A 23765-nucleotide genomic window follows, 5' to 3' on the forward strand; every position below is an offset into this window, starting at 1 on the left:
CTGACCTGTTGCGTTACGACGGCGTACCCACCGTCGTTGGGTGATGGGGCGGTGTGTTTTGCGTCAGGCAGGCAGGGGTGGGAGGGCATGGATCTGGACGGCGATCCTGATGACGAGGTGACTTTCGGCTCGGAGCTGCGCCGCAGGCGCAAAGCCGCGGGCCTGTCACTGAAGGCGCTGGCTGAGGCGGTCTTCAGCGACAAGGGATTCATCAGCCGGGTCGAGAACGGGCACCGGCGGCCGGACGAGCTGTTCGCCCGCCGCTGTGACGAGAGGCTCGGGGCGGGCGGTGAACTGCTGGCGCTCGCCGTCGGTATGCCTGGCACCTGCCCCTACCGGGGGCTGGCGCCGTTTCGCGCGCAGGACGCGAGCTGGTTCTTCGGACGCGCCCAGGCCCTGTCCGACCTGGTGTGCCAACTCGGGGACGTAGGCAGCGAGGGGCATCCGGTGATGGTGCTGGGACCCTCCGGTGTCGGGAAGTCTTCCCTGCTCTGCGCCGGTCTCGCCCCGGCGGTGGCCCAGGGAGCGCTGCCGGGCCGGGTACCGGGCGAGCCGTCCGTGCTCTACCTCACTCCCACCGCCCATCCGGTACGCGAGTTGCGCGAACAGGCCGGCCGCAGGCCGTTGGCCAGCCACGCCCTGCTGATCGTGGACCAGTTCGAGGAACTGTTCACCCTGGCCCCGGAGGGCGAACGTGAATCCTTCGCCGACCAACTGTGCGACCTGGCCCGGGCCGGCCTCCCCGTAGTCATCGGCATGCGGGCCGACTTCTACGGTCACTGCCTGACCCACCCGGGGCTGCGCGAGGCACTGCGCGTCCGTTCCCTGCCCCTGGGACCGATGACGGCCCAGGAGATGCGCCAGGCCATCACCGAACCCGCCGCAGCGGCCGGTCTGACCCTGGAACCAGGACTGGTCAACGTCCTCATGAAGGACCTCGGAGCACGCGACTGCGAAACCGGGGCCCTGCCACTGCTCTCCCACGCATTGCGCGCCACCTGGCAGCACCGCGACGACGGCAGGCTCACCGTCGCCGGCTACGAAGCCACGGGCGGTGTCCACCGGGCCGTGGCAACCACGGCGGAACGCGCCTACGCACAACTCACCCCCGCCGGGCGCGAGACGGCCCGGCGCGTGTTGCTGAGCCTGGTACGGGTCGGCGACGGCAGCGAAGCCGACACCCGCCGGCGCATCGACCACACCGAGCACCACGAACCCGCGGCCCTGTCCGTGGTCGAGGAGTTCACCCGCGCCCGCCTGCTGACCGCCGACGCCGGGTCCGTGGAGATCAGCCACGAGGCGCTGCTGCACGCCTGGCCACGGTTACGCCAGTGGATCGACGCCGACCGCGTCGGCCTGCTCCTGCGTCAAGAACTGGCCGACGCGGCCTCCACCTGGAACGGCGGAGACCGCGACGACAGCCTGCTCTACCGCGGCAGCCGTCTGGCCGCCGCCGAGGAGTGGTCCGCCGCCCATCCGGCACGTACGACACCGCTGATCGAGGCCTTCCTCAAGACGGGCCGCTGCCACGAACAGCGCGGCATCCGCCGGCTGCGCCGTCTTGTGGCGGCTCTGGCCGTTCTGTTTCTGGCCGCCACGGCGGCGCTGATATCCACCGTCGTCCAGAAGAGGGAGGCTGACACCCGGCGTGACCAGGCGACCTCCGCCAGGCTGGTCGCACAGTCGGACGCCGTACGCCGTGCCGACCCCGCCCTCGCCGCGCAGCTGGCATTCGCCGCCCGCAAGGCGGCCCGCTCGGCGGAATCCGACGGCGCCCTGCTCAGCTCATCGTCCACGCCGTATGTCACCCGCTATCTGGGCGGCGGCACGGACGCGACGGTCTCGGCGATGAGCCCCGACCACCGGCTGATCGCGGTGGGCACTCGGCGCGGCCGGGTCGCCGTCTGGGACACCCGCGGACCGGCACCGCACCGCCCCGTGATCCTCCGCGTATCCGCTTCAGCGGTCACCCGCATCGCCATCGACCCGCACGGCGTCATGGCAGTCGCCGCCGCCACCGGCCCCGTACGGATGTGGAAACTGCGCGACGCGCTCGCCCACGACCCGCCGTGGACGCTGCCCCACAGCGTCGGCAAGGTCACCGGCATGGCGTTCAGCTTGGACGGAACCCGGCTGGTCACCGGCGACGCCTCGGGCGTCCTGAGCCTGTGGGACACGACCCGAATCAGCCGTCCGTATCGGTTGCACCACTGGCAGGGCCACACCGGGCAGATCACCGACCTGTCGCTCAGCGGGGACGGCCGCGTCCTGGCCACCATCGGCACGGACCACCAGGCCTTCACCTGGGGACTCACCGATCCCGGGAACCCCGCGCGGCACCGGGTCGAGGTGCCGGGCAGCCAGCCCACGCTCCACGCGGTCGCTCTGAGCGCCGACGGCCACACACTCGCCCTGACCGCCTATGGCAGGACCTGCCCCGTCTGGCTCGCCCGCGTCGACGCCCACGCGGTGACCAGCCGCCTCAACTGGCTGTACGCGTCCCCCAACATCGCCATCGACCTCGCCCTCAGCCCGGACGGGCGCACCCTGGCGGTCGGCGAGAGCGACAGCACCGTACGCCTGTGGAACACCGCCGACCACTGGGGTCCCTTTCCGCTGTCCTTGCCCGCGCGGACCGGAGAAGGCCTGACCTTCGGAGCCGACGGCACCTCACTGCACGCCTCGACCTCCGACGGCGGCGCCTACCTCTGGCACTCGGTTGTCCCACCGGAGGGCCACCGAGACGCGATCACTACGCTACAGACCAGCCGCGACCGGCCACTCGCCGTCACCACCAGCGATGACGGCACCGCCAGGCTCTGGGACACCACCCACGACCAGCCACGCCCCGAGGGTCCCATGGGCTGCGAAGGACGCCCGCTCGATGCCGCCGCCATCAGCCGCGACGGCCGCCTGGCTGCCGTCGCGGCGTCCGGGTTCGGCGCCCGTACGCCCGTCTGCCTGTGGGACATCACCAAGCCTTACCGCCCGAAGCGGGTCAGCCACTGGTACGCGCACGGCGACAACTCCATCACCAGCCTCGCCTTCAGCCGTGACGGGACAACCCTGGTGACCGGCGGCAACGACGCCACAGCCATCGCCTGGGACATCACCCGGCTCAGCGCCTCGTCCGCCCCGCCGGCCATCGCCCATCTGACGCGCAAGGAGTTCGTGAACGTCCTGAGCCTGACCTTCCTCGGCGGCACCAAGACCGTGGCCATCGGCACCTATCAGCAAGGCGTACAGCTCTGGGACACCACGTCTCCCCGCGCACGCCCCTACCTCGTCGCCTTGCCCGTGCGCGGCGGCGCCGTCGGAAGCCTGTCCGCGAACGACGACGGCACCTTCCTCGCCGCCGGCAGCCACGACAACAACGCCTACCTCTGGGACCTACGGAACCGGGCGGCGAAACCCCATATCCTGCGAGGCCACACGGCGCCCGTCGCGGTCGACATCACCCCGGACGGTACGCGCCTGCTCACCTCCACAGCGGTGGAGGGCTCCGCTCGGCTGTGGCGCGTCTCAGGCACCCGGCAACCGGACGTCACCATCGTCTACAGCGGCGACACCGGCCGGGCCACCCTCACCAGCACCGGCATGATGATCGCCGTCAGTCCAGCCGTCAGGACGCTCCTCATCCGCCCTACCGACATCGACGCCATCGTCGGCAGCGTGTGCACACGGGCCGGAGCCGCCCTGACCGCACAGGAACGTGGCCTCTACATCCCCGAGCCCTACCGCTCACCATGCCCGTAGCGAGGCCAGCAATACCGAATTCCAGACGGGCCTCCAGACATGCGCCCCTTCCTGCCTTCGCTCAACCGGCTCGACGGCCAACTCCAGCCTCCCCGGGGTGGCCTCCGGTCGTAGAGCCGTGCACGGATGACGCCGTGGGAACGTCACCGCCATTTGTGGCTGGTGACGGCGTCCTTGCCAGCACCAAGGCGCCGTATTCCCGGGCGGTTCATGCCCTTCACCGCGACCCTGCTGGTGCCAGCGTCGGGCAAGCGAGAGGAACGCGGTCCCTGCATGATCGCGTGGCGCGAGCCCATCGGCCGCGGCGGCGAACAGCGGCAGGGTCGGACGGCACGCACCGACACCTCGGGGGAACCGTGGTCGTGCCGTACAACACCGATGTGTTGGTCCAGATCGAGTGTCCGGTAGCCCTCGGATGCCCGTGCGGTCGCCAGGCCAGTGAGTTCCGCGGCGCGCTTCACGAGGCGGACGGTCGCCCGATTCTCCCGCGAGACACCAAGGCCGACTCCGTGGTGATCGCTCGTGAGTCGACGCTGGTGGGTTTCGGCGTTCGGTGGTCGCCTCCAACGGTGGTGCGGTGTCGAGGAGTTGGGCCCGGTTCCGACGTCTCATGCGGTGATGGTTCGGTGCTCTGATCGCCTGGTTCCGGCTTGTGTGCTTTCGGCGGGTGTGCCTCCAGGGTGTCGCGGTCGGCAGGTGGCAGGTCTTTCCCGCGCGGCTGCCAGATAGTTTGAGAGTGCAATCTGGCGGAGGATCGGGTGAGTTGGGCACCGTAGGGAGGCTCTCGCAGCTGGCGGAAGGGCGGTGCTGCGAGCCAGGTCGAGGCCGCAGACAGCTGACGGCGTATGGGCTGGCCAACGATGACATTCGGAGCGGGGGCGGGAACATGGGCGAGGACGGACTCGACGGCCGGCTTGTGTCGGCGGTTCGGGATCTGTTGAGCAGGGGCGCGGATCCGGACGCGGTGGACGCGAACGGGCTGCCGGTGCTGTGCGTGGTGGTGACGGCTTACGACGCGCAGGTGGCCGAGGCGTTGGTGGAGGGCGGCGCGGACCCTGACCGGGTACTGCCGGACGGGACCACGCCACTGTGGCGTGCCGTCGACACTGGCTCCCCGGCGGTTTTCTCGGCGGCGCTGGGCAAGGAGCCCCGGCTGCGACTTCCGGAAGCCGCCCGTGAACGGCTGCTCGCCCTGGCCCGGGGCTGGTACGAGACGGGTGCGGTCGAGGAACTGCGGCGCAGGACGGCCGCGCCCGGTCCGGCCGCGACGGTCCGCGTTCAGGACGGCGAGTACGACTGGGTCGATCAGGTCACGCTCGGCGGCCTCGTCGTGCGGGCTGGGCACGGGGCCATCCTGACCGCGCTGGAGTGGGCCTTCCGTGTTCTGACCCCCGTCGACGAACTGATCGCCCGCGCTGTGAAGCAGCCCGACGAGGAGCATGTGGACTGGTCGACGGTCTGCTGGATCCTCACCGAGCGCCGCAGCTTCGAGACCTGGTCCGCGGTGGTGGCCCATCGTCACGCCCCGGACCGGGCGCGTCGCCGGTTCGTCGTGGACTACCTGCGAATGCGGGGGCTCCTCGACACCAGTCCCTACTACGAGAAGAAGGAGGGCGAACTCCTGACCGCGTGGGCGGCAGAGGAAACGGACGGCGAGATGCTCGCGAAGGTGCTCGACGCCTTCACCAACCGCGATCATCCGGGCCAGGAGGCCATCGGTCTTCGTCACGTCGGCCATCCCGACCCGCGCGTACGCCGCGAAGTGCCCTATGCCCTCTGCACGGAATACCTTCCCCGCACGCCCGCGGGCAGGGCTGCCCTGCTCACCCTCATGCGTGACCCGGACGCTGGAGTGCGGCTCAGGGCATGCGAGGCGAGCATGGCGGGACGGTGACCTTCTCCCGGAGATCACCCGGGCGCTGCTGTTGCTGGTCGAGGCGCCGGATGCCGATGTGCGGGGCGAGGCCGCGGCAGCGCTGGCCGGTTCCCCGGATCGTACGCCCGCTGTTGCCGACGCCCTGGCCGCATTGCTCGGGGAGGGCAACCAACTCGTGCGTCTGGAGGCCGCCTACGGTCTCGCCCTGCGGGACGACCCGCGCACCGCCGAGGCGATCGAACGGGTGGGGCCACTCGGTGACGGCTTCGAACACGACCAGCGGGTCGACGAGTTCTGGCGATGGAGGTGGCGGAAGGGGAACTCGGCCGACGAGTGACGATGTCCCGTCGAGGTGGAGGAGTCGCGGTGTCTCACCGCGATGTCGGATCCGACATCCCCCAACTCAAGCGCGTCCGGATACCGACCACCGTTGCTCGCCCCGCCGGCGCATCCCATTCCGAGCCCCCGGGGCAGCGGTCGGTGTCGATCCCGGCCGGACCTGGAGGCAGTCCGCCTCGACCTGGATCCCGCACCGCCGGGCGGCAGCACTGACGTCCACACTTTCGTCGTCAACCGCGGTCCGGAACGCATCGCCTCCCCGCGCCAGATCACCCTGCACGTGCCCGACGGACTCACGATCCTCCGGCCGAGCTACCCGGACGACTGCACTCCGTCGGGAGGCCGCGTCATCACCTGGACTTTCCCTGCCGGGTTGAACTCCCTGGAAACGGCCACGGTCACGATCAGCGACCCCAATGAAGAGTGCCCCCTGGCTCTGGCGTCGTTCAGCGGCCTCTCAAGAGGGGGTACTTGGTCCCAACTCGTCGAGGCGCTGATCCAGTTCGGTGAACAGGGAGCTGAACTCGCGTAGCAAGGCCGTCGCCTCGCGAGGCCAAGGCCGCTCTCGGCGAACGTTCTACCGGTGCCAGGCCGGTGAGCGCTTCTCGGTGAATGCGTGGGCGCCTTCGGTGGCGGCGGCGGTGGTGAACACCGGGGTGCTGAGGGGGTCCTGGACGGTGTAGGCGGTGTGATCGTCGAGGCCGCGGGTGTCCTGGACGATCTGCTTGGTGATGCGGACGGCGTCGGGGGAGTGGGCCTGGACGCGGCCGGCCAGGGCGAGGGCCGCGTGAACGGCTTCGCCTTCGGGGGTGAGCTGGTTGACGAGTCCGTACCGGGCCGCGTCCGGGGCGGGCAGCGGGGTCGCGGTCAGGAGCATTTCCATGGCCACGTGGTAGGGGAGGCGGCCGGGGAGACGGATGGCTCCGCCTTCGGCGGCGATGAGCCCGCGGGCGACTTCGGGCAGGGCGAAGAACGCGGTGTCGGCGGCGGTGACGAGATCGCAGGCCAGGACGAGTTCGAAGCCTCCGGCGACGGCCGCGCCCTCGACGGCCGCGATGAGCGGCTTGCGCGGGCGAGCGCGGGTCAGTCCGGCGAGCCCGCGGTCGGCGACGACCGGAACGCCCTGGGTGGGGAAGGCTTTGAGGTCCATGCCCGAGCAGAAGTGGCCGCCCGCTCCGGTGAGGATGCCGACGGCCAGTGACGGGTCGGTCTCCAGCCGGGTCAGGGCCGCGTCCATGGCGTTGGCCAGGGACTGGTCGACGGCGTTGCGGACGTGGGGCCTGTTGAGAGTGATGAGCAGGACGCCGGCGCGCGGCTCGGTCACCGTCACGGGGTCTTGGCTGTCCATCCGGTGTGCTCCTGTTCGGGGACGGTTCGGCAGGGCGGGCGGGAGCGGTCAGTTCCGTACGACGGGCAGTGCGGCCAGTCCGCGCATCACCCGGGCCGGCCGCCAGGGGAGCTCGTCGGCCGGCTTGGCCAGACCCACGGGTCCCAGGCGTTCGAGGAGCAGGGGGAAGGCGACGGTGCCTTCGAGGCGGGCGAGGGCGGCGCCGATGCAGAAGTGGGGGCCGTAGCCGAAGGCGAGGTGGTCATTGGGCGTCCGGCCCACATCGAGCCGGTCGGCGTCCGGGAAGCGGGCCTCGTCCCGGTTGGCGGAACCGATCAGGAGGCTGACGATGTCCCCCTCGCCGATCAACTGCCCATGGAGAGCGATCGGTTGTGCCGCGCACCGGAACGTCGCGTCCCGTACCGGGGAGTCGTAGCGCAGCAGTTCTTCGACGGCGGTGGTGACCAGGCCGGGGCCGGCCCCCGGTCCGGTGAGGCGGGCGGCCTGGTCGGGGTTGCGGAGCAGGGCGAGCATGCCGTTGCCGATGAGGTTCATGGTGGTGTCGTGTCCCACCAGCAGCAGGAGGTAGGCGGTGGAGCGCAGTTCCTCCTCGCTCATCGCCCCGCTGTCGTCACTGGCCTGCACGAGCGCGCCCAGCAGGTCCACCCCGTCACCCTCGCACCCCGTGCGTTTGCCGGCGATCAGGATGTCCAGCAGGGCGTGCAGATCGCCCTCCACCCGGGCCGGGTCCACGCCCGGAGCTGGGGCGATGGTGGCCATCAGGGTGTCCCGCGTCGCCGCGTTGTCCAGTTCCCCGGGCACGCCGAGGATCGCGCAGATCATCCGGAAGGTCAGCGGCGCCGCGAACGCCGCGATGACATCCACGTGGGTGTGCCGCTCGACCCGGTCCAGCAGCCGGTTGGCGGTGTCCGCGATGAAGGGTTCCAGCTGCGCGATACGGCGGGGCACGAACGCCGCGTTCACCAGGGTCCGCAGCCGGGTGTGGTCCGGGGGATCGGCATGGACGAGATGCCGGTTCAGCCCGGCAGGCCCCGGAACGTATCCGGGCACCCGGCTCGGCTCCTTGCTCAGCCGACCATCGGTCAGCAGGGCGCGGACATCGTCGTAGCGGGAGACCTGCCACACGGTGGGCCGCCCGCTTCTGCGGTCCGGGTGGGCGGGCGCATGTCGGCGCAGCCACGCGAAGTAGGGGTACGGGTCCTGTACCCGCGCGGCCAGCAGTTCGGGAGGCGGAGACGGCACTGCGGGAGCGGACACGGGAGCTCCGAGATCGAAAACCGGCACGGACACCGCATCAACGACCAGTGCCGGCCGGAAGATACGAACCCGCCAGCTCCACCCCGCCAGGACGGAGGGGAGCGGTCCCGATGGACCTGGTCAACCTGGACGACGAGTGCATCGATCCAGATCGTTTGAGACTGGGGCCAGATCGCATGAGACGGGACAGCGGCCGACTGGGATGCCCAGTCACTGCCCTGTGCCACCGATTCCTAATGCCGCTTGTCAACCCATCCCGGTCAGGTTCAGCAACGGTCAGGTAGGCGACGAGGTGATGGTCACCGTGACGGACCGGTTGCGTAGTCCCTCGGCCAGGTAGGCCATTTCCACGGACGTGCCGACCAGGCCGACTTCCTTAAGATCGGCGGCCATGAGCCGCGCTTCGCCCAGCGAGAGGTGCTGCATCTCGCGCAGTGCCCGCAGCACGGGAACGAGGCTTGCGTCCTTGTCCGCAAGGTGAAGCCGAGCGGGCCCGTGTTTGGTCAGTAGGGCCTGCCTGATGTCATCGGGAGCTGGGCCTGTGTCCATCTCGCACCATGCGTTCGGGCAGGCTTGGCACTGCCCTTCAACGCCCCACCACAACCGACCGCGGTCGATGAACTGACCGACGTCGCGGACCAGCTCACCACCGCAGCTCTCGCACTGCGATGCGAGCTTCACTCCCTGAGTGGCAGTGATCACTGGGCTCTCTCCCTGCGGCATCGATCCGGCTGATCCTTCCGCACTCGGGGGGATCTGACGACCAGGTTGTCCGGGAGGCACGGATCGCAGGCAGGCGCGTCATGCGGCGACTGGCATCGGTGGTGCGGGCCGGTAGCACCGTCCGTCTCGCAGGAGGGCCCAGAGGACGTTGACGCGGCGGCGGGCGAGGGCGAGGACGGCCTGGGTATGGCGCTTGCCCTCGGCTCGTTTACGGTCGTAGAACCGGCGGGACTCGTCGCAGCGTCGGATGCTGAACAGCGCGGAGGTGTAGAAGACACGCTGGAGCCTGCGGCTGTATCGCTGGGGGCGCCGCAGGTTACCGCTGATCTTGCCGGAGTCACGCGGGACGGGGGCGACGCCGCCGAAGCCAGCGAGGCGGTCCGGGGTGCCGAAGGCACTCATGTCGCCACCGGTGGCGGCCAGGAACTCGGCGCCGAGGATGACGCCCAGGCCGGGCATGCTGGTGATCACGTCGAAGTGGTGGTGGTCGCGAAACCGGGCCTCGATGAGCTTGTCGAGCTCGGCGACCTGCTGGTTGAGGGCCATCACCTCCCTCGCCAGCGTCTGCACCATCTGCGAGGTGAGCCTCTCGCCGGGGAGGCTGGTGTGCTGGCGCTCGGCAGCCTGGACGGCTGTCTGGGCAAGCTGGTCGGCATTGCGGACACTGCGGTTGCGGAGCCAGGTCTCCAGCCGCTTGATGCCGAGCCGACGCAGGGCGGCCGAGGTCCGGTAGCCGGTCAGCAGGGTGAGGGGGCCGGTGTTGGTGAGGTCCAGGGCCCGCTCCAAGCCGGGGAAAATGCCAGACAGTTGGGCTCGGAGCCGGTTGACGGTGCGGGTGCGGTCCGCGACCAGATCCGTGCGCCGGCCGGTGAGGATCTTGAGATCGATCACGGTCTCATCTCCGACGCGCAAGGGGTGCAGGTCACGGCGGATGCGGACCTGGTCGGCGATGATCGCGGCGTCCTTTGCGTCGGTCTTGCCTTCGCCGCGGTAGCTCTCAGAGGCGCGGTGGATGGCCCGGCCGGAGATGTAGTGCACCGGCTGGTCGTGACTGAGCAGGATTGTGATGGCCAAGGCGGCTCCACCGTCGGCCAGGTCAATGCCCCAGGTCACCGCATCACCCAAGGCCAGGACGTCGACGAGGAGTTCGAGGAGCTCGGGTTCGTCGTTGGCGACGCGTCGCGACAGCAGCCGACGGCCGCTCTCGTCGATCGCTACACAGTGGCGGTGGGTCTTGCCTGCGTCTATGCCGGCCCAGATCGCGGCCATGTGGTGCCTCCGTGCGGTGGGGTGCTGTGCCTCCCGACGGACGACCTCGCTGTCGATTCCCTACTTGGCGATCAATCGCAATTCCTAATTGGCAGCCGAGTCGTCGTGGGGTGCGGGGCGGCCAATCGATGGAAGCCACAAGCGGCAGAAGTTTGAAAGCCGCACCCGGCACCCCTGGGTGGGTGAACCATACGAAGGGCTCACCGCCTCCCGCAGAACAACGTAGGGAATTTTGATCGCGTGCCATTGATCTTTGAGTGGCGTGCGTCACGTGCGACTCGTCGTGGGTTCATGCGCGGTCACTGGTGACGTGCGTGTTGCCGCTGAGCCACCGCGGGGCGGCCGAGGCGCAGGGGGCCCGGCGACGAGGGAGTGACGGGCGGAGCCGCAGCTCGTTTTGAGGACATGAATTCGATCTTCACCAAGCGTTCGGCCGCGCTATGCGCGGTTGGTGCGGTTTTGGCTGGCGGAGTGATTTGGGGCGGTGGTCCCGCGACCGCAGTCGCATCTTCGCCCTGTGCAGTGGGCACCTCGCTCAAGCCGACCGCCTACAGGAGCGCGGGAACGTACACCTGCACGGGCCCCAAGGGCTACCACATCCTGACGGTCTCCCTGATCGGCGCCGGCGGTGGAGGAGGCGGCGGAGGCGGAGGAAAATCGGGGTTCGGCGGTGGCGGAGGTGGAGGAGCTGGCGGAGGAGGCATCATCACCTGCAGCGGCCCCTACATCGCCGGACGGGACATCGCCATCACGGTGGGCAAGGGCGGCAAGGGCGGCCCTGGCGGCATCGGCTACCGCAGCGCCCTGCCCGAGTGGGTTTCGACCAACGGGATCACGGGTGGCTCCGGAGCGCCGACGAGTGTCAGGTTCGGCAAAGAGACCAGGGACCCCTCGTTCGTTGAGGCCAAGGGTGCCTCCGGCGGGGACGGCGGCCAGAGGGGGCGCTTCATCGGCATGGGTAGCCAGGGGTACCCGGGCTATGGACGGGCAGGCGGCGCTGGCGGTACCACCACCTGCACCGTCGGCAAGTCCACGGGCACCGGGATCACCGGCAGTGGCGGCAAGTCCGGTGCCGAGGGGACCGAGCATTCCTCCGGCGGTGCCGGTGGCGCGGGAGCCTCCGCGGACAACACCAGCCTCCCGTACAGCGCCTGTGGGTCACAGGCCGGGGCAGGCGGCGAGGGAGGCTACGGAGGCAACAGCGGCGACGCCTACGACGGCAGTACTGGTGGCACCGGCTGCGTCGTCCTCAGCTTCAGCAACTGACACCGCTCCGCCGCTCGGTGTTGATGAGGGTCTCTGAAATTTCATGGAGTCTCATCAATGTCGGGAGACCCGGCCGTACGACACCTGCTGCCCGCCTGTGACCGGGTGTTGCGCCCCATGCCGATCAAGGTTCAACGGCACGAACACGCGAATGATCGAAGTCCGATGGCAAAGTGCCGGTCGGCGGTTACCCGTTTTGCTGCGTGGGGAGCGCATCCGTCCCGGAATTAACGTGAGGGTCGGTGGTGTCGTGCCTGGGCTGCTGGCACTCGCCGTCGGGCCCTCTAGGGTTTCGGAGCCACCGTGCGAGTCGTGGTGCAGTGCTGGGTGTGAGGCCGATCATGCTGGCGAGAATCGAGGCAGGCATGTGTGCGGCGAGTTGCATCACGGTCGTGTTCCGGGCGGTGCGCACGGGCAGTCCCAGGGCGCGCAGCCGACTCTCCGGAGTGCTTCTCGAACGCACCCCGCGTCGGGGCCCGCGTCATATCCAACTCCGACCCGGCCTCATCGACGGCCGCCTCGCCGGCACCGGACTCACCCTCACCCTGCGCCCGTAAACAATCCAAACGGATACGGGAGAAGGCCACCGGCGACGGGTGAAGCGACTCTCAACGGGAGGGCGCAGGGAATGCACCTCCGTTGTCGCGGGGAGTTGTCGCTGACGGATCGATCCGTGGGAGTGCTCGGGGCAGACGTCGGACAATAATCGTCTGCAAAAACGCCGGCTTGGCTAACCGGCGATGTGCGGTTTATGTTCCCCTCGCTCATGACGAGGCTGCCGGAGCGCGGCTCCCATGGCTGACGAGATTCGTCGGGCGTGTCGGCGAGCGTCCCTGATTGGCGCAGGTGCCGTGCTGCTTCATGTCTTTCCGATGACCCACCATGTGGAGTGAGTTGCGATCCTTGAGCCGACAGCCAAGGCGCCCTGACCTGCGATTTTGTGTGTGCGCATTATGTGCCGTGTGGGCGTTACGGGCGATATCTTGACGCTGGAATGGCGCTCGCGACGCTCACTCGATGCTCGTTCTGAGATGCTGGTCAGGCCGCCCGCGGCGGCGGGGGAATGGCGGCTCTTCGGCGAATAGGAGCCCCGGCGTTGGCTGCTGGACGGCAGTTGCTGGAGCACACGTCGGCCTTGAGCAGCTCTGTGTGGCCGACTGCGACGAACTAGCTTGCGTTGTCGTCGTCGTGGTACGTGCCGCCGCTGCTGGTCGGTCGTGCGTGATGCGTTCCCGGCCGGGCAGGCACGCCGATTGCATGGCGGTCGGTTGTGCCGGTCCCTGGTCAGGCGGGGACGCTCACCCGTTGCCGTTCCGCCTCCGCGAGGCGTGCCGAGAGTGTGCGGGTGCCGAAGGCGGCCAGGATCATCGCGCCGAGGAGCCAGGTGCCGGCGATGAAGTAGAAGACGCTCTGGTAGCCGTGGCCGTTGTAGAGCGCGGCGACGATCAGGGGGCCGGCGGCGTTGGACAGGCGGCCGAGGCCGTAGGAGACGCTCGTGCCCAGGGAGCGGCTGCGGGTGTCGAAGAGTTCGGGGGAGTAGGCGTAGGCGAGAGCGGTGTAGCCGCGTTCGAAGAGGTTCACCAGGAAGCCGAACACGACGATGAGGACCGGATTGAAAGTGAGGCCGTACAGCAGGCCGCACACCGCGATCACCGTGCCGAAGGCGACCAGGCACCACTTGCGTTCGAACCGGTCGGTGACCAGGGAGGCCAGGTAGCAGCCGAGGGGTGCGCCGACGGTGGTCAGAGCCACGTAGAAGACGGACTTCTCGACGCTGAAGCCCTCCTTGGCCAGCAGGGTGGGTGCCCAGCTGGAGTAGCCGAAGAAGCCGATGGTCTGGGTCATCCACAGCGCGGTGAGCAGGAGCGTCGGGAGCAGGTACTTGCGCTGGAGGAGCAGCCGCAGCGGTGCCTTCGCCGACGGTTTCTCGTCGGCCGGGGCAGCAGGTTCGGGGAGCGGGCCCTTCTCCGCGGCTACGCGTGCCTCTATCTCCCGCAGGATCGCGTCCGCCGTGGCGTGGTCGCCCCTGCTTTCGAGCCAGCGCGGTGACTCCTTGAGGTGCCGGGTGAACAGGACGAGCAGGATGCCCAGGGAGCCCCAGAGGTAGACGAGCCGCCACGACCAGTCGTTGAGCGGGACGACCGCGCTGGCGATGAGGTTGGTGACGGGGGTGCCGCAGATGCCGATGGCGATGGCGTACGCCTGGTACTTGCCGCGGGTCGCCGACGGGTACATCTCGTTGACGTAGACGACTCCCACGACGGTCATCGCCGACAGGCCGGCCGAGGTCAGGACGCGGAAGACGCCCAGGGAGACCAGGTCCCAGGAGAACACCGCGGCGAACGAGGAGAGGCCGAAGAAGAGGGTCGTCCACAGCAGGGCCCGTTTGCGGCCCCAGCGGTCGGCGATCGATCCGGCGACGATCGCGCCGATGAACATGCCGACGAACGACAGCGAGGTGACGTACGCGATCTGGTCGACCGTCACGCCCCACAGTTTGATCAGCTTCGGAGCGGTGGTGGCGAAGCTGTTGATGTCCGCGAACTCGAAGAAGTACGCGAAGGCGACGGCGAGCAGGGTGACCTTGTGGAAGCGGGAGATGGGAAGCCGGTCCAGCCGGTTCAGCGCGTTGGCGTGTTGCATGAGCGGCCCTTGTCGAAGTCGGGGAGCGGGGAAGGGAGTTGGAAGGGGAGTTGGGGAGTCAGCCGTCCTCGCCGGGCCAGTACAGGCGCATCGGGTTGGCGACGAGGAGCTTGTGGCGTTGGGCGTCGGTGACCGCGATCTGCGGGACGTGGTCGACGAGGAGGCCGTCGTCCGGCATGTGGTCGGTGAGGTTGGGGTGCGGCCAGTCGGTGCCCCACAACACTCGGTCGGGGAATTCCGCCACGACGCGGCGGGCGAAGGGGACGACGTCTGTGTACGCGTGACGTTCGCCGTTGAGGGCGGCCGGTCCTGTCACGCTGAGGCGCTCGGGGCACGTCACCTTCACCCACACGTCGTTGTCCTCGACGAAGCGCAGGAAGCGGGTGAACTCCGGGCCGTCCACCGGCCGCGTCACGTCCGGGCGGCCCATGTGGTCCACCACCAGCGGCACGGGCAACGAACCGAAGAATCCCTCCAGTTCGGGCAGGTCGGCGCTCTCGAAGTAGAGGACGACGTGCCAGCCCAGAGGGGCGACCTTCTTGGCGATCGTCTGGAGGTCGTCCTCGGGCGAGGCGTCGACCAGCCGCCGTACGAAGTTGAAGCGCACTCCGCGCACGCCCGCCGCGTCGAGCGCGAGCAACTCGCCCTCGTCGATGTCGGGTCGTACGGTCGCGATGCCGCGTGCCCGGCCGTTCGACGCCCGGACGGCGTCGACCATGGCGCTGTTGTCCGCACCGTGGCAGGTGGCCTGCACGATGACATTGCGGGCGATGCCCAAGTGGTCGCGGAGCGCGAACAGTTGGTCCTTGCCGCCGTCGCAGGGCGTGTACTTGCGTTCCGGTGCGAAGGGGAACTCGGCCTGCGGGCCGAAGACATGGCAGTGGGTGTCGACGGTGCCCGGCGGGAGCCGGAAGGCCGGTTGGGACGGGTTCGCGTACCAGTCCAGCCAGCCGGGGGACTTGGGGGCGAGGGCGCTCATGTGCCTCACCGGCCCTGGCGCTTCAGCAGCGCGTCGAGGCGGGGGTACACGGCGCGGGCGTTGTGCTCCTGGACTGCCGACAGGTCGTCCGCGGGCAGCTTGGCGGCCTCCGCGTAGCGGTGGGTGTCGTCGAAGTGGTGGCCGGTGCACGGGTCGACGTCCCGCACGGCGCCGATCATCTCCGAGGCGAAGAGGATGTTGCGGGCCGGGATGACGTCGTAGAGGAGGTCGGAGCCGGGCTGGTGGTAGACGCAGGTGTCGAAGTAGACGTTGCCCAGGACGTGTTCCTCCAGCGGAGGCTTCCCCAGCGCCATCGCGAGCCCGCGGAATCGGCCCCAGTGGTACGGCACCGCCCCGCCGCCGTGCGGGATGACGAAGCGCAGGGTCGGGAAGTCGGCGAAGAGGTCGCCCTGGACCAACTGCATGAACGCCGTGGTGTCGGCGTTGAGATAGTGCGCGCCCGTGGTGTGGAAGGCCGGGTTGACGCTCGTACTGACGTGGATCATCGCCGGGATGTCGTACTCCACCATCTTCTCGTAGAGCGGGTACCACGAGCGGTCGGTGAGCGGCGGGGCGGTCCAGTGGCCGCCCGAGGGGTCGGGGTTGAGGTTGACCGCTACGGCACCCAACTCCTCGACGCAGCGCGTGAGTTCGGGTACGCAGGTGGCCGGATCGACGCCCGGCGACTGCGGCAGCATCGCGGCGGGCACGAAGCGCTCCGCATACAACTGGCTGACGCGGAAGCAGAGTTCGTTGCAGATCGCCGCCCAGGCTGCGGAGGTCTCGAAGTCGCCGACGTGGTGGGCCATGAACGACGCGCGGGGCGAGAAGACCGTCACGTCGATGCCGCGCTCGTCCATCAGCCGCAGCTGGTTCGGCTCGATGGTCTCGCGCAGTTCGTCGTCGCCGATGCGCAGGTCCGCGCGGGCGGGGGCGGCCGACGGATCGGTGAGGGAGGCGATCTGCCGCTTGCGCCATGCCTCCAGGGCCGGTGGGGCGGTCGTGTAGTGACCGTGACAGTCGATGATCATGACGGCGTCCTTCTCAAGCTGCTGGGTGCCGTGCAGCCTGGCCCCGCCCCGCACCGGCGGACGAGAGGGCCGAACGCAGAACTAACCTCCCCTTAACACTCCGGCGAGCACCCGGTCGGTGTGGTTTACATTCGGCTGGACGGGATCGTCGGAGTGGTCGAAAGGAGGTGGGCGGAGTGCAGATATTGCTGGCCGAGGACGACGACGGGGTCGCGGCGGCGCTCGTGGAGGTCCTCTACGACCACGGTCACGTCACCAGACGCGTCCGGTACGGCCGGGACGTCCTGACCTACCACCGCAGCTCCGACCTGCTCCTTCTCGACCTGGGCCTGCCCGACACCGACGGCCTGGACGTGCTGCGCGCCCTGCGGGCGGTCAGTGACATGTCGGTCGTGGTGCTCACCGCCCGCGGCGACGAGCGCTCGGTCGTACGCGGACTGCGCCTCGGGGCGGACGACTACCTCGTCAAGCCGGTACGCCTCGCCGAGCTGCTCGCGCGGATCGACGCCGTCACCCGGCGGACCGCGGCGCGGGACGGCTCCACGGTACGGACGGTCCGTGCCGGTGACGTCGAGGTGGATCTCGACGCCCGTCGGGTCCGGGTCGCCGGGGCCGACGTCGAGTTGACCACCAAGGAGTTCGACATCCTCGCCGTGCTGGCCGGACGGGCGGGCACCGCGGTCAGCCGTGAACAGCTCCTGGACGAGGTGTGGGGCGACGCGTACCACTCCGTGTCCCGGTCGCTCGACGTCCACCTCACCCAGCTGCGGGCCAAGCTCGCCCGCCCCGAGCTGGTCACCACGATCCGGGGCTTCGGCTACCGCTTCGGGGACCCCGGGAACTGAGGAGCCGACGCGTGCGCACCCGGGTCCAGGCAGCGCTGCTGCTGTTCGTCGTGATCGCGGTGGCCGCGTTCGCCGTACCGCTGCTGCTGTTCACCGCGTCCGACCGCACCCAGCAACTCGTCCTCGCCCGCAGCGCGGACCTCGACCGCTTCGCCTCCCTCATGGACCAGGCCGAACAGACCGGCGACACCTCGGCCGTCACCGCCGAGGCGCGTCGCTACACCCAGCTGTACGGCGAACCGCTCGTCGTCACCGACACCCGCCGCAGACCGATCGTCCAGACCGGCGGGATGCGGGCCGCCGACCCCGCCGTAGGCCGGTTGCTCGACGCGGCGCTGCGCAACCAGACCGCGCATCCCACGGGCGCACTGCGTCCCTGGTCGAAGGGGGCCCGGATGTTCGCCGAGCCCGCGGGCACCGGGACCCGGGTGTCCGGCGCCGTCGTGCTCCGGGCCTCGGTCGACACGGCGGCGGAGGACATCACCCGGCGCTGGGCCGCCGTCATCGCGGGAACCGCCCTGGTCGCCGTCGCCTGTACGGTCCTCGCGCGGGCCGCGACGCGGTGGGTGGTCAGCCCGTTGCGCCGCCTGGACCGCGCGGTCGGACAACTCGCCGCAGGGCTCCCGCCCGAACAGACCCGGGCCGGTGGCCCACCGGAACTGCGCCAGCTCGCGACCGGCTTCAACCGCATGGCGCGTACGGTCACGGCGGCCCTGGAACAGCAGCGCCGGCTCGTCGCCGACACCTCCCACCAGATGCGCAACCCCATGGCCGCGCTACGGCTGCGCGTCGACGCCCTGCACCGCCACCTCCCCGCGTCCGCCGACCGCACGTACACGGGCGTGACCACCGAACTCGACCGCCTGGAGACCCTGCTCGACGACATGCTGACCCTCGCCACCGCGGAACACCGCGCCGGGGAACTCGCCGTGACCGACGACTCCGACGCCCACTGCGACGCCACGGCGGTCGCGACCACCCAGTACGGGCTGTGGGAGCCGGTCGCCCATCGGGCCGGTACCCGCCTCACCCTCCATACCGACGCGATCCCGGTCACGGCCGCCTGTACGGACCACGAACTCGCCCAGATCACGGACATCCTCCTGGACAACGCCATCAAGTACGCGGGCCCCGATGCCGAGATCTCCCTGCGCTGCACCGTCGATGGACCGCACGCCGCCCTCACCGTGACGGACGACGGGCCCGGCCTGACCTCGGAGGAAATCGCCCAGGCCACCACGAGATTCTGGCGCTCAGGCCGACAACGACAGGACGGGACAGCGGGAACGGGCCTGGGGCTGGCCATCGTCGAACAACTGCTGGCGGGGCGGGGCGGCCGACTGGAGCTGGAGCCCGCGCGACCGCGAGGACTGCGGGCCACAGCGCTTCTGCCGTGCGCCGTGACCGACCGTAGTGACGGCGGTGCACGATGACCCGCCCCGTCGACCGCCGCACCCTTCTCCACGCAGCCCTCGGCGCGACGACCGCCGCCGTCCTCGGGGGCGCACTCACGGGCGACGCCTCCGGGCAACGGCCCGGACCGAGTGGTGTCCTGCGCTTCGCGACCGGAGAACCCACCGCCTTCTACGAGGCTTTCGGCCGCCTCCTCGCCGCCGAACTCACGGCGGTCTACCCCCGCCTGAGCTGCCGTGTCCGCACCACCCCGGGCAGCCTCACCAACATCGAACTGCTCCGCGACCACCGCGCCGACCTCGCGCTCGTCCTCACCGACACCGCGCGGGCGGCCCAGGGCACCGCCCTCTTCCCGCGTCCCGTGCCCCTGCGCGCGATCGGCAGGCTGTACGAGACCTACCTCCAGTTCGTCGTCCGTGCCGATTCGAGCGTGCGTACGGTGTCCGACCTGGCCGGGCACACCGTGTCGCTCGGCGCGGCCGGATCGGGCGCGGCCGTACTGGGCGAACAGATCCTGCACGCCGCGGGTCTGTCGCCGGGCACCGAGGTCGCCGTACGCCATCTGCCGTTGGCCGACGCGGCCGACGCTCTGCGGGCGGGTTCGGTCGACGCGTTGCTCGTGGCGGGCGGTGTACCGCTGCCGGTTCTGTCCGAGCTGGACGACCGGTTCGGTCTGCGGTTCCTGCCGCTGGCCGGCCTGCTGCCCCGGCTCGGCGGACCGGGCGGCCAGGCGGCCTCGGGCCTGGAAGAGGTGTCCTTGCCGCAGGGCGCGTACCGGGCGGCGGGCGGGGTCGCCACCATCGGGGTGTCCAACCTGCTGGTGTGCCGCCCCGAACTGCCCCGCGGTATGGCCGAGGCGCTCACCCGCCTGCTGGTCCAGCGCGCGACCGATCTCGTTCCCCGCAACGCCGTCGGCACCCAGTTCCTCGACGTCCGCAGCCTCATCGGCACCGGCGCCATCCCCCTGCACCCGGGGGCGATCACGGCATACCGCGCACTGCACGGCTGAGCCCGGGACGACCTTGCCGGTGTACCGCGGTACCAGTGACCAGCGGTCATTGTGGCCTCCGGGTCCACGGGTCGCGCCGTGGCCGCTCCTAGCCTCGAAGCAGTGACCCGGTCGGACGCCGGGCCCGACGGAAGCGGGGAGCACCACCGTGATCGAAGTTCATGAACTGACCAAGCGGTACGGGGACAAGACGGCCGTGGACGGGCTGAGTTTCACCGCCCCGCCCGGACAGGTCACCGGGTTCCTGGGGCCGAACGGGGCGGGCAAGTCGACCACCATGCGGATGATCGTGGGCCTGGACGCGCCGACCAGCGGCACGGCCCTGGTCAACGGCAAGCCCTACGCCCAACACCGCGCGCCCTTGCAGGAGTTGGGGGTACTGCTGGAGGCGAAGGCCGTGCATCCGGGGCGGTCCGCGTTCAACCACCTGATGGCGTTGGCGTACACGCATGGCGTGCCGAAGCGGCGGGTGGACGAGGTCATCGACCTCGCCGGTCTGCACGCGGTGGCGCACAAGCGGGTCGGGGCGTTCTCGCTGGGGATGGGGCAGCGGCTGGGCATCGCCGCCGCGCTGCTGGGTGATCCGGCGGTCGTGATGCTGGACGAGCCGGTCAACGGCCTGGATCCCGAAGGGGTGCGCTGGGTACGGGAGTTGCTGCGCGGGCTGGCCGCCGAGGGCCGTACGGTGATGCTGTCCTCGCATCTGATGAGCGAGATGGCGCAGACCGCCGACCGGCTGGTGGTCGTGGGGCGGGGGCGGCTGCTGGCCGAGACGACCGTCGACGCGCTGGTGGAGCGGTCGGAGGACAAGGGGGTGCGGGTCGCCACCCGCGAGCCCGCGCGGCTGCGTTCGCTGCTGGCGGCGCCGGGGGTCACGGTGACCTCGACGGGTGCCGAGCGGCTGGTGGTGTCCGGTCTGGACACCCGGCGGATCGGGGAGGTGGCGGCCGAGCACCGGGTGCCGTTGTACGAACTGGCCGCCGAATCGGTGTCGTTGGAGGAGGCGTTCATGAACTTGACCCACGACGCCGTGGAGTACCAGAGCAGCGACGCCGGGAGGGCCGCCTGATGACCGCGAGCACCATCACCGAAACCTCGCCCGTGTACCGCGTTTCCGGTCGGCGCGTGGTCCGCTCCGAATGGTCCAAGTTCTGGTCGCTGCGCTCCAGTTGGATCACGCTGGGGGTGGCCGTACTGTTCCTGGTGGCCATCGGGTCGATCGCCGCCGCCCTCTACAGTCCCGACGGCCCGCTCAGTGGCAAGGACGCGCAGTCCGGAGCGGCGCTGACCCTGGCGCTGGCCGGTACCAACCTCGCGGCGCTGGCCGTCGGTGCGTTGGGGGTTCTGCTGTCGGCGGGTGAGTACAGCACGGGGATGGTCCGCTCGACCTTCGCCGCGGTGCCGGGCCGACTGCCCGTGCTGTGGGCGAAGTGCGCGGTCTACGGCCCGATCGCCTTCGTCACGTCCACGCTCGGCGCCCTGCTCTCGTTCCTGCTGGGGAGCGCCGCGCTGCACGGCGAGCCGATCGCCCTGTCCCTCGGGGACGCCGGGGTCTTCCGGTGCCTGCTGGGCGCGGGCGTGTATCTGGGCCTGGTCGGTGTGTACGGCGTGACGGTCGGACTGCTGGTGCGCAACAACGCCGGGGGCATCGCGATCCTGGCCGGTGTGGTGCTCGTGCTGCCGGGTCTGACCGGCCTGCTGCCCAGCTCACTGGGCGACACCGTCAGCCGCTACCTGCCCAGCAACGCGGGCCAGTCGGTGATGACCCTGCACGAGTCGAGCGACTCCTTGGTCAGTCCCGGAGCGGGTTTCACGGCGTTGCTGGTGTGGGCCGTGCTGTTGCTGGTCGGTGCTGCTTACCGGTTGCGTCGCAGTGACGTCTGAGATCCCGTCCGCGAGGATGGATCCGATGGATGACACGAGGCCGGGTCACTCGGGCGAAGCGGGATCGACTTCCCGCCCGCCCGGGTCGGTTCGGGCAGCAACGGCATCGCCCTCGCCCGAGCCGGTCCCCGGACGACCGACTGTCGGCGCGGGGGCCGAGGCCGTCTGGGCGCATCCCGTGATGCGGCTGCTGCTGCGGGTGCTGGACCGGCTGCGGGGGGCCGACCGGCGGCGGCCTTGGCTTCTCGACACCGTCGTGGTGGTCCTGGTCGCCGCCGCAGCGCCGCCGGACCTGCTCGTGCACGGCCCCGGCCACCCCGTGTCGCGCCCGGTGGGCGCCGGCCTGCCGGTCGGGGTGGTGCTGGGCATCGCGGCCGTGCTGGTCGTGCCGCTGTGGTGGCGGCGCCGTCGTCCTGCCGCGGTCTTCGGTGTCTGCCTCGTGGTGTGTCCGGTCATGTGGTCGCTGGGCCTGGGACCCGCCGCCGCCCTCGTCCTGCTGATCGCCCTGTTCGACCTGGCGCTGCACGCCTCGCCCCGCGCGATCTGCTGGGCACTGCCGGTGACCGTGGTGGGATGGGTGGTGCTCGTGGTCACCGTGGTTCCGACGGACGGTCCGGTGGCCTTTCTGGTCCTGTCCGTCGGTACCGGCGTCGGGGCAGTGGCCCTGGGCCTGACCGTCCGGATCAGCAGGCTGTACCTGTCGGCGCTGCGGGACCGGGCGGCGCGGCTGGAGGTCGAACGGGACCAGCGGGTCCGGCTGACGGCGGCGGCGGAGCGTTCGCGGATCGCCCGGGAGATGCACGACATCGTCGGCCACAACCTGTCCGTCATGGTCAACCTCGCCGACGGCGCCGCCGTGCTCACCACCCGCGACCCCGGCCGCACCGAGCAGGCACTCCATCTCATCGGCGACACCGGCCGCCAGGCGATGGACGAACTCCGGCGCGTACTGGGCGTGTTGCGCGAATCCGCGGATCCGGAGGACACCTCGCGCTCCCCGCAGCCGGGCGTCCGGGACCTGGAGCCCCTGCTGGCCCGGGTGCGCGCGGCCGGTCTGCCGGTGGCCTACCGCACGGTGGGCCCGGTCGACGCGCTGGGCCGGGGCGTGCAGCTCACCGTGTTCCGGGTGGTGCAGGAAGCCCTGACCAACACCCTCAAACACGTCGGCCCCGGCGCCGCGGCCGACGTCACGGTCGCGGTCGAGGGCGGGCTGCTGCGCGTCCGGGTCACCGACACCGGTTCACTCTCGCGGAGACCGTCCACGGCTCACCGCGGCGACAGTGGACATGGCCTCGTCGGCATCCGCCAACGGGCCGCGCTCTACGACGGCACCGCGACCATCGGACCACGCGACGACGGGCAGGGCTGGATCGTCGACGTCCTGCTCGATCCGTCCGCCCAGGCCACCTCCGGAGAACCCACACCATGACCACGATCCTGATCGCCGACGACCAGCCGCTGCCCCGCATGGGCTTTCGGATGCTGCTCGACGGCTCCCCCGGCGTGAGCGTCGTGGGCGAGGCGGACAACGGTGCGCAGGCCGTGCGCATGGCGGCCGAACTGAGCCCAGACGTGGTCCTGATGGACGTACGGATGCCCGGTCTCGACGGCATCGAGGCGACCCGCCGCATCGTGGCGGCGGGCGGCCGTACCCGCGTGCTGATCCTGACCACCTTCGACCTCGACGAGTACGCCTACGCCGGGCTGCGCGCCGGGGCCAGTGGCTTCCTGCTCAAGGACGTCAAGCCGGCGGAACTCCTCGCCGGGATCCAGGCGGTCGCGACCGGTGATGCCGTTGTGTCGTCCAGGCTCACCCGCCGGCTGCTCGACGCCCACGCCCACGATGTCCTGGCGCCCGATGCCGAGCCTCGTAGGGACCCGCGGTTGGTGACGCTCACCGAACGCGAGCACGAGGTGCTCGTGGCCATCGGCATGGGATGGACGAACACAGAGATCGCCGAGGGCTTCGTGCTGACCGAGTCCACGGTGAAGAAGCACGTCGGCCGGGTGCTGGCCAAGCTCGGCGCCCGGGACCGTATCCAAGCGGTGATCATCGCCTACGACGCGGGACTGGTCACGCCCCGGAAGTGAGGCCGCGGTCTTCCATGTCGTAGGCATGACAGTGTG

19 protein-coding genes are annotated in these 23765 nt (G+C 70.2%); 12 read left to right on the plus strand and 7 right to left on the minus strand.

Features of this window, described 5'->3' with window-relative positions:
* Positions 1-87 precede the first annotated feature (87 nt).
* The 3 genes from ACWIHT_RS35460 to ACWIHT_RS35470 all read left to right on the plus strand — a co-directional run bounded on the left by ACWIHT_RS35460 (position 88) and on the right by ACWIHT_RS35470 (position 5969).
* Entirely contained in the window at positions 88-3756 is a 3669-nt protein-coding gene (locus ACWIHT_RS35460; RefSeq protein WP_456172422.1) for an nSTAND1 domain-containing NTPase, read from the plus strand.
* An 886-nt stretch (positions 3757-4642) separates the two neighbouring features.
* Positions 4643-5650, plus strand: coding sequence for an ankyrin repeat domain-containing protein (locus ACWIHT_RS35465; protein WP_456172423.1), 1008 nt, complete (start codon positions 4643-4645; stop codon positions 5648-5650).
* Complete coding sequence (locus ACWIHT_RS35470; protein ID WP_456172424.1) at positions 5592-5969, plus strand: HEAT repeat domain-containing protein; 378 nt, start codon at positions 5592-5594, stop codon at positions 5967-5969. Before ACWIHT_RS35465 ends, ACWIHT_RS35470 begins: the two co-directional genes overlap by 59 nt.
* A 579-nt stretch (positions 5970-6548) precedes the next feature.
* Here ACWIHT_RS35470 and ACWIHT_RS35475 read toward each other — a convergent pair.
* The 4 genes from ACWIHT_RS35475 to ACWIHT_RS35490 form a co-directional block, all read right to left on the minus strand.
* Positions 6549-7319 carry a crotonase/enoyl-CoA hydratase family protein gene (locus ACWIHT_RS35475; protein ID WP_456172425.1) on the minus strand — a complete coding sequence of 257 codons (771 nt, stop codon included), beginning with the start codon at positions 7317-7319 and terminating at the stop codon, positions 6549-6551.
* Positions 7320-7367: 48 nt separating this feature from the next.
* Positions 7368-8576 (minus strand): cytochrome P450 family protein, encoded by a 1209-nt coding sequence (locus ACWIHT_RS35480; protein ID WP_456172426.1) that lies wholly within the window; start codon positions 8574-8576, stop codon positions 7368-7370.
* A gap of 276 nt (positions 8577-8852) precedes the next feature.
* Positions 8853-9278 (minus strand): hypothetical protein, encoded by a 426-nt coding sequence (locus ACWIHT_RS35485; protein ID WP_384450256.1) that lies wholly within the window; start codon positions 9276-9278, stop codon positions 8853-8855.
* A 99-nt stretch (positions 9279-9377) separates the two neighbouring features.
* Positions 9378-10568 (minus strand): IS110 family RNA-guided transposase, encoded by a 1191-nt coding sequence (locus tag ACWIHT_RS35490; RefSeq protein WP_456172427.1) that lies wholly within the window; start codon positions 10566-10568, stop codon positions 9378-9380.
* 522 nt (positions 10569-11090) lie between these two features.
* Between ACWIHT_RS35490 and ACWIHT_RS35495 the strand changes: the two genes are divergently transcribed.
* A complete protein-coding gene (locus ACWIHT_RS35495) occupies positions 11091-11834 on the plus strand; it encodes a glycine-rich domain-containing protein (protein WP_456172428.1) in 744 nt (247 codons plus the stop codon).
* Positions 11835-12175: 341 nt separating this feature from the next.
* The gene (locus ACWIHT_RS35500) at positions 12176-12391 is read left to right on the plus strand and encodes a hypothetical protein (RefSeq protein ID WP_456172488.1); all 216 of its coding nucleotides are present in this window, start codon (positions 12176-12178) and stop codon (positions 12389-12391) included.
* 727 nt (positions 12392-13118) lie between these two features.
* Here the strand turns inward: ACWIHT_RS35500 and ACWIHT_RS35505 are convergent.
* Genes ACWIHT_RS35505 through ACWIHT_RS35515 form a run of 3 tightly spaced genes read right to left on the minus strand, consistent with a single transcriptional unit; the run spans position 13119 to position 16487 of the window.
* A complete protein-coding gene (locus ACWIHT_RS35505; RefSeq protein ID WP_456172429.1) occupies positions 13119-14477 on the minus strand; it encodes an MFS transporter in 1359 nt (452 codons plus the stop codon).
* A gap of 58 nt (positions 14478-14535) precedes the next feature.
* The gene (locus tag ACWIHT_RS35510; protein WP_456172430.1) at positions 14536-15456 is read right to left on the minus strand and encodes an amidohydrolase family protein; all 921 of its coding nucleotides are present in this window, start codon (positions 15454-15456) and stop codon (positions 14536-14538) included.
* A gap of 5 nt (positions 15457-15461) precedes the next feature.
* A complete protein-coding gene (locus tag ACWIHT_RS35515) occupies positions 15462-16487 on the minus strand; it encodes an amidohydrolase family protein (RefSeq protein WP_456172431.1) in 1026 nt (341 codons plus the stop codon).
* A gap of 176 nt (positions 16488-16663) precedes the next feature.
* Here ACWIHT_RS35515 and ACWIHT_RS35520 point away from each other — a divergent pair, with 176 nt between their 5' ends.
* The 7 genes from ACWIHT_RS35520 to ACWIHT_RS35550 all read left to right on the plus strand — a co-directional run bounded on the left by ACWIHT_RS35520 (position 16664) and on the right by ACWIHT_RS35550 (position 23729).
* The gene (locus tag ACWIHT_RS35520; protein ID WP_456172432.1) at positions 16664-17332 is read left to right on the plus strand and encodes a response regulator transcription factor; all 669 of its coding nucleotides are present in this window, start codon (positions 16664-16666) and stop codon (positions 17330-17332) included.
* A gap of 11 nt (positions 17333-17343) precedes the next feature.
* Positions 17344-18765, plus strand: coding sequence for an ATP-binding protein (locus ACWIHT_RS35525; RefSeq protein ID WP_456172433.1), 1422 nt, complete (start codon positions 17344-17346; stop codon positions 18763-18765).
* Positions 18762-19754, plus strand: a complete 993-nt coding sequence (locus ACWIHT_RS35530) for a TAXI family TRAP transporter solute-binding subunit (RefSeq protein ID WP_456172434.1) — start codon at positions 18762-18764, stop codon at positions 19752-19754. Before ACWIHT_RS35525 ends, ACWIHT_RS35530 begins: the two co-directional genes overlap by 4 nt.
* Before the next feature lie 148 nt (positions 19755-19902).
* Positions 19903-20823 carry an ABC transporter ATP-binding protein gene (locus ACWIHT_RS35535; RefSeq protein ID WP_456172435.1) on the plus strand — a complete coding sequence of 307 codons (921 nt, stop codon included), beginning with the start codon at positions 19903-19905 and terminating at the stop codon, positions 20821-20823.
* Entirely contained in the window at positions 20823-21638 is an 816-nt protein-coding gene (locus ACWIHT_RS35540; RefSeq protein ID WP_456172436.1) for an ABC transporter permease, read from the plus strand. Before ACWIHT_RS35535 ends, ACWIHT_RS35540 begins: the two co-directional genes overlap by 1 nt.
* A gap of 181 nt (positions 21639-21819) precedes the next feature.
* Positions 21820-23067 carry a sensor histidine kinase gene (locus ACWIHT_RS35545; RefSeq protein ID WP_456172437.1) on the plus strand — a complete coding sequence of 416 codons (1248 nt, stop codon included), beginning with the start codon at positions 21820-21822 and terminating at the stop codon, positions 23065-23067.
* The gene (locus ACWIHT_RS35550) at positions 23064-23729 is read left to right on the plus strand and encodes a response regulator (RefSeq protein WP_456172438.1); all 666 of its coding nucleotides are present in this window, start codon (positions 23064-23066) and stop codon (positions 23727-23729) included. The genes ACWIHT_RS35545 and ACWIHT_RS35550 overlap by 4 nt, the downstream gene beginning before the upstream one ends.
* Positions 23730-23765 lie beyond the last annotated feature (36 nt).

The organism is Streptomyces sp. NPDC002276, from assembly GCF_053891435.1.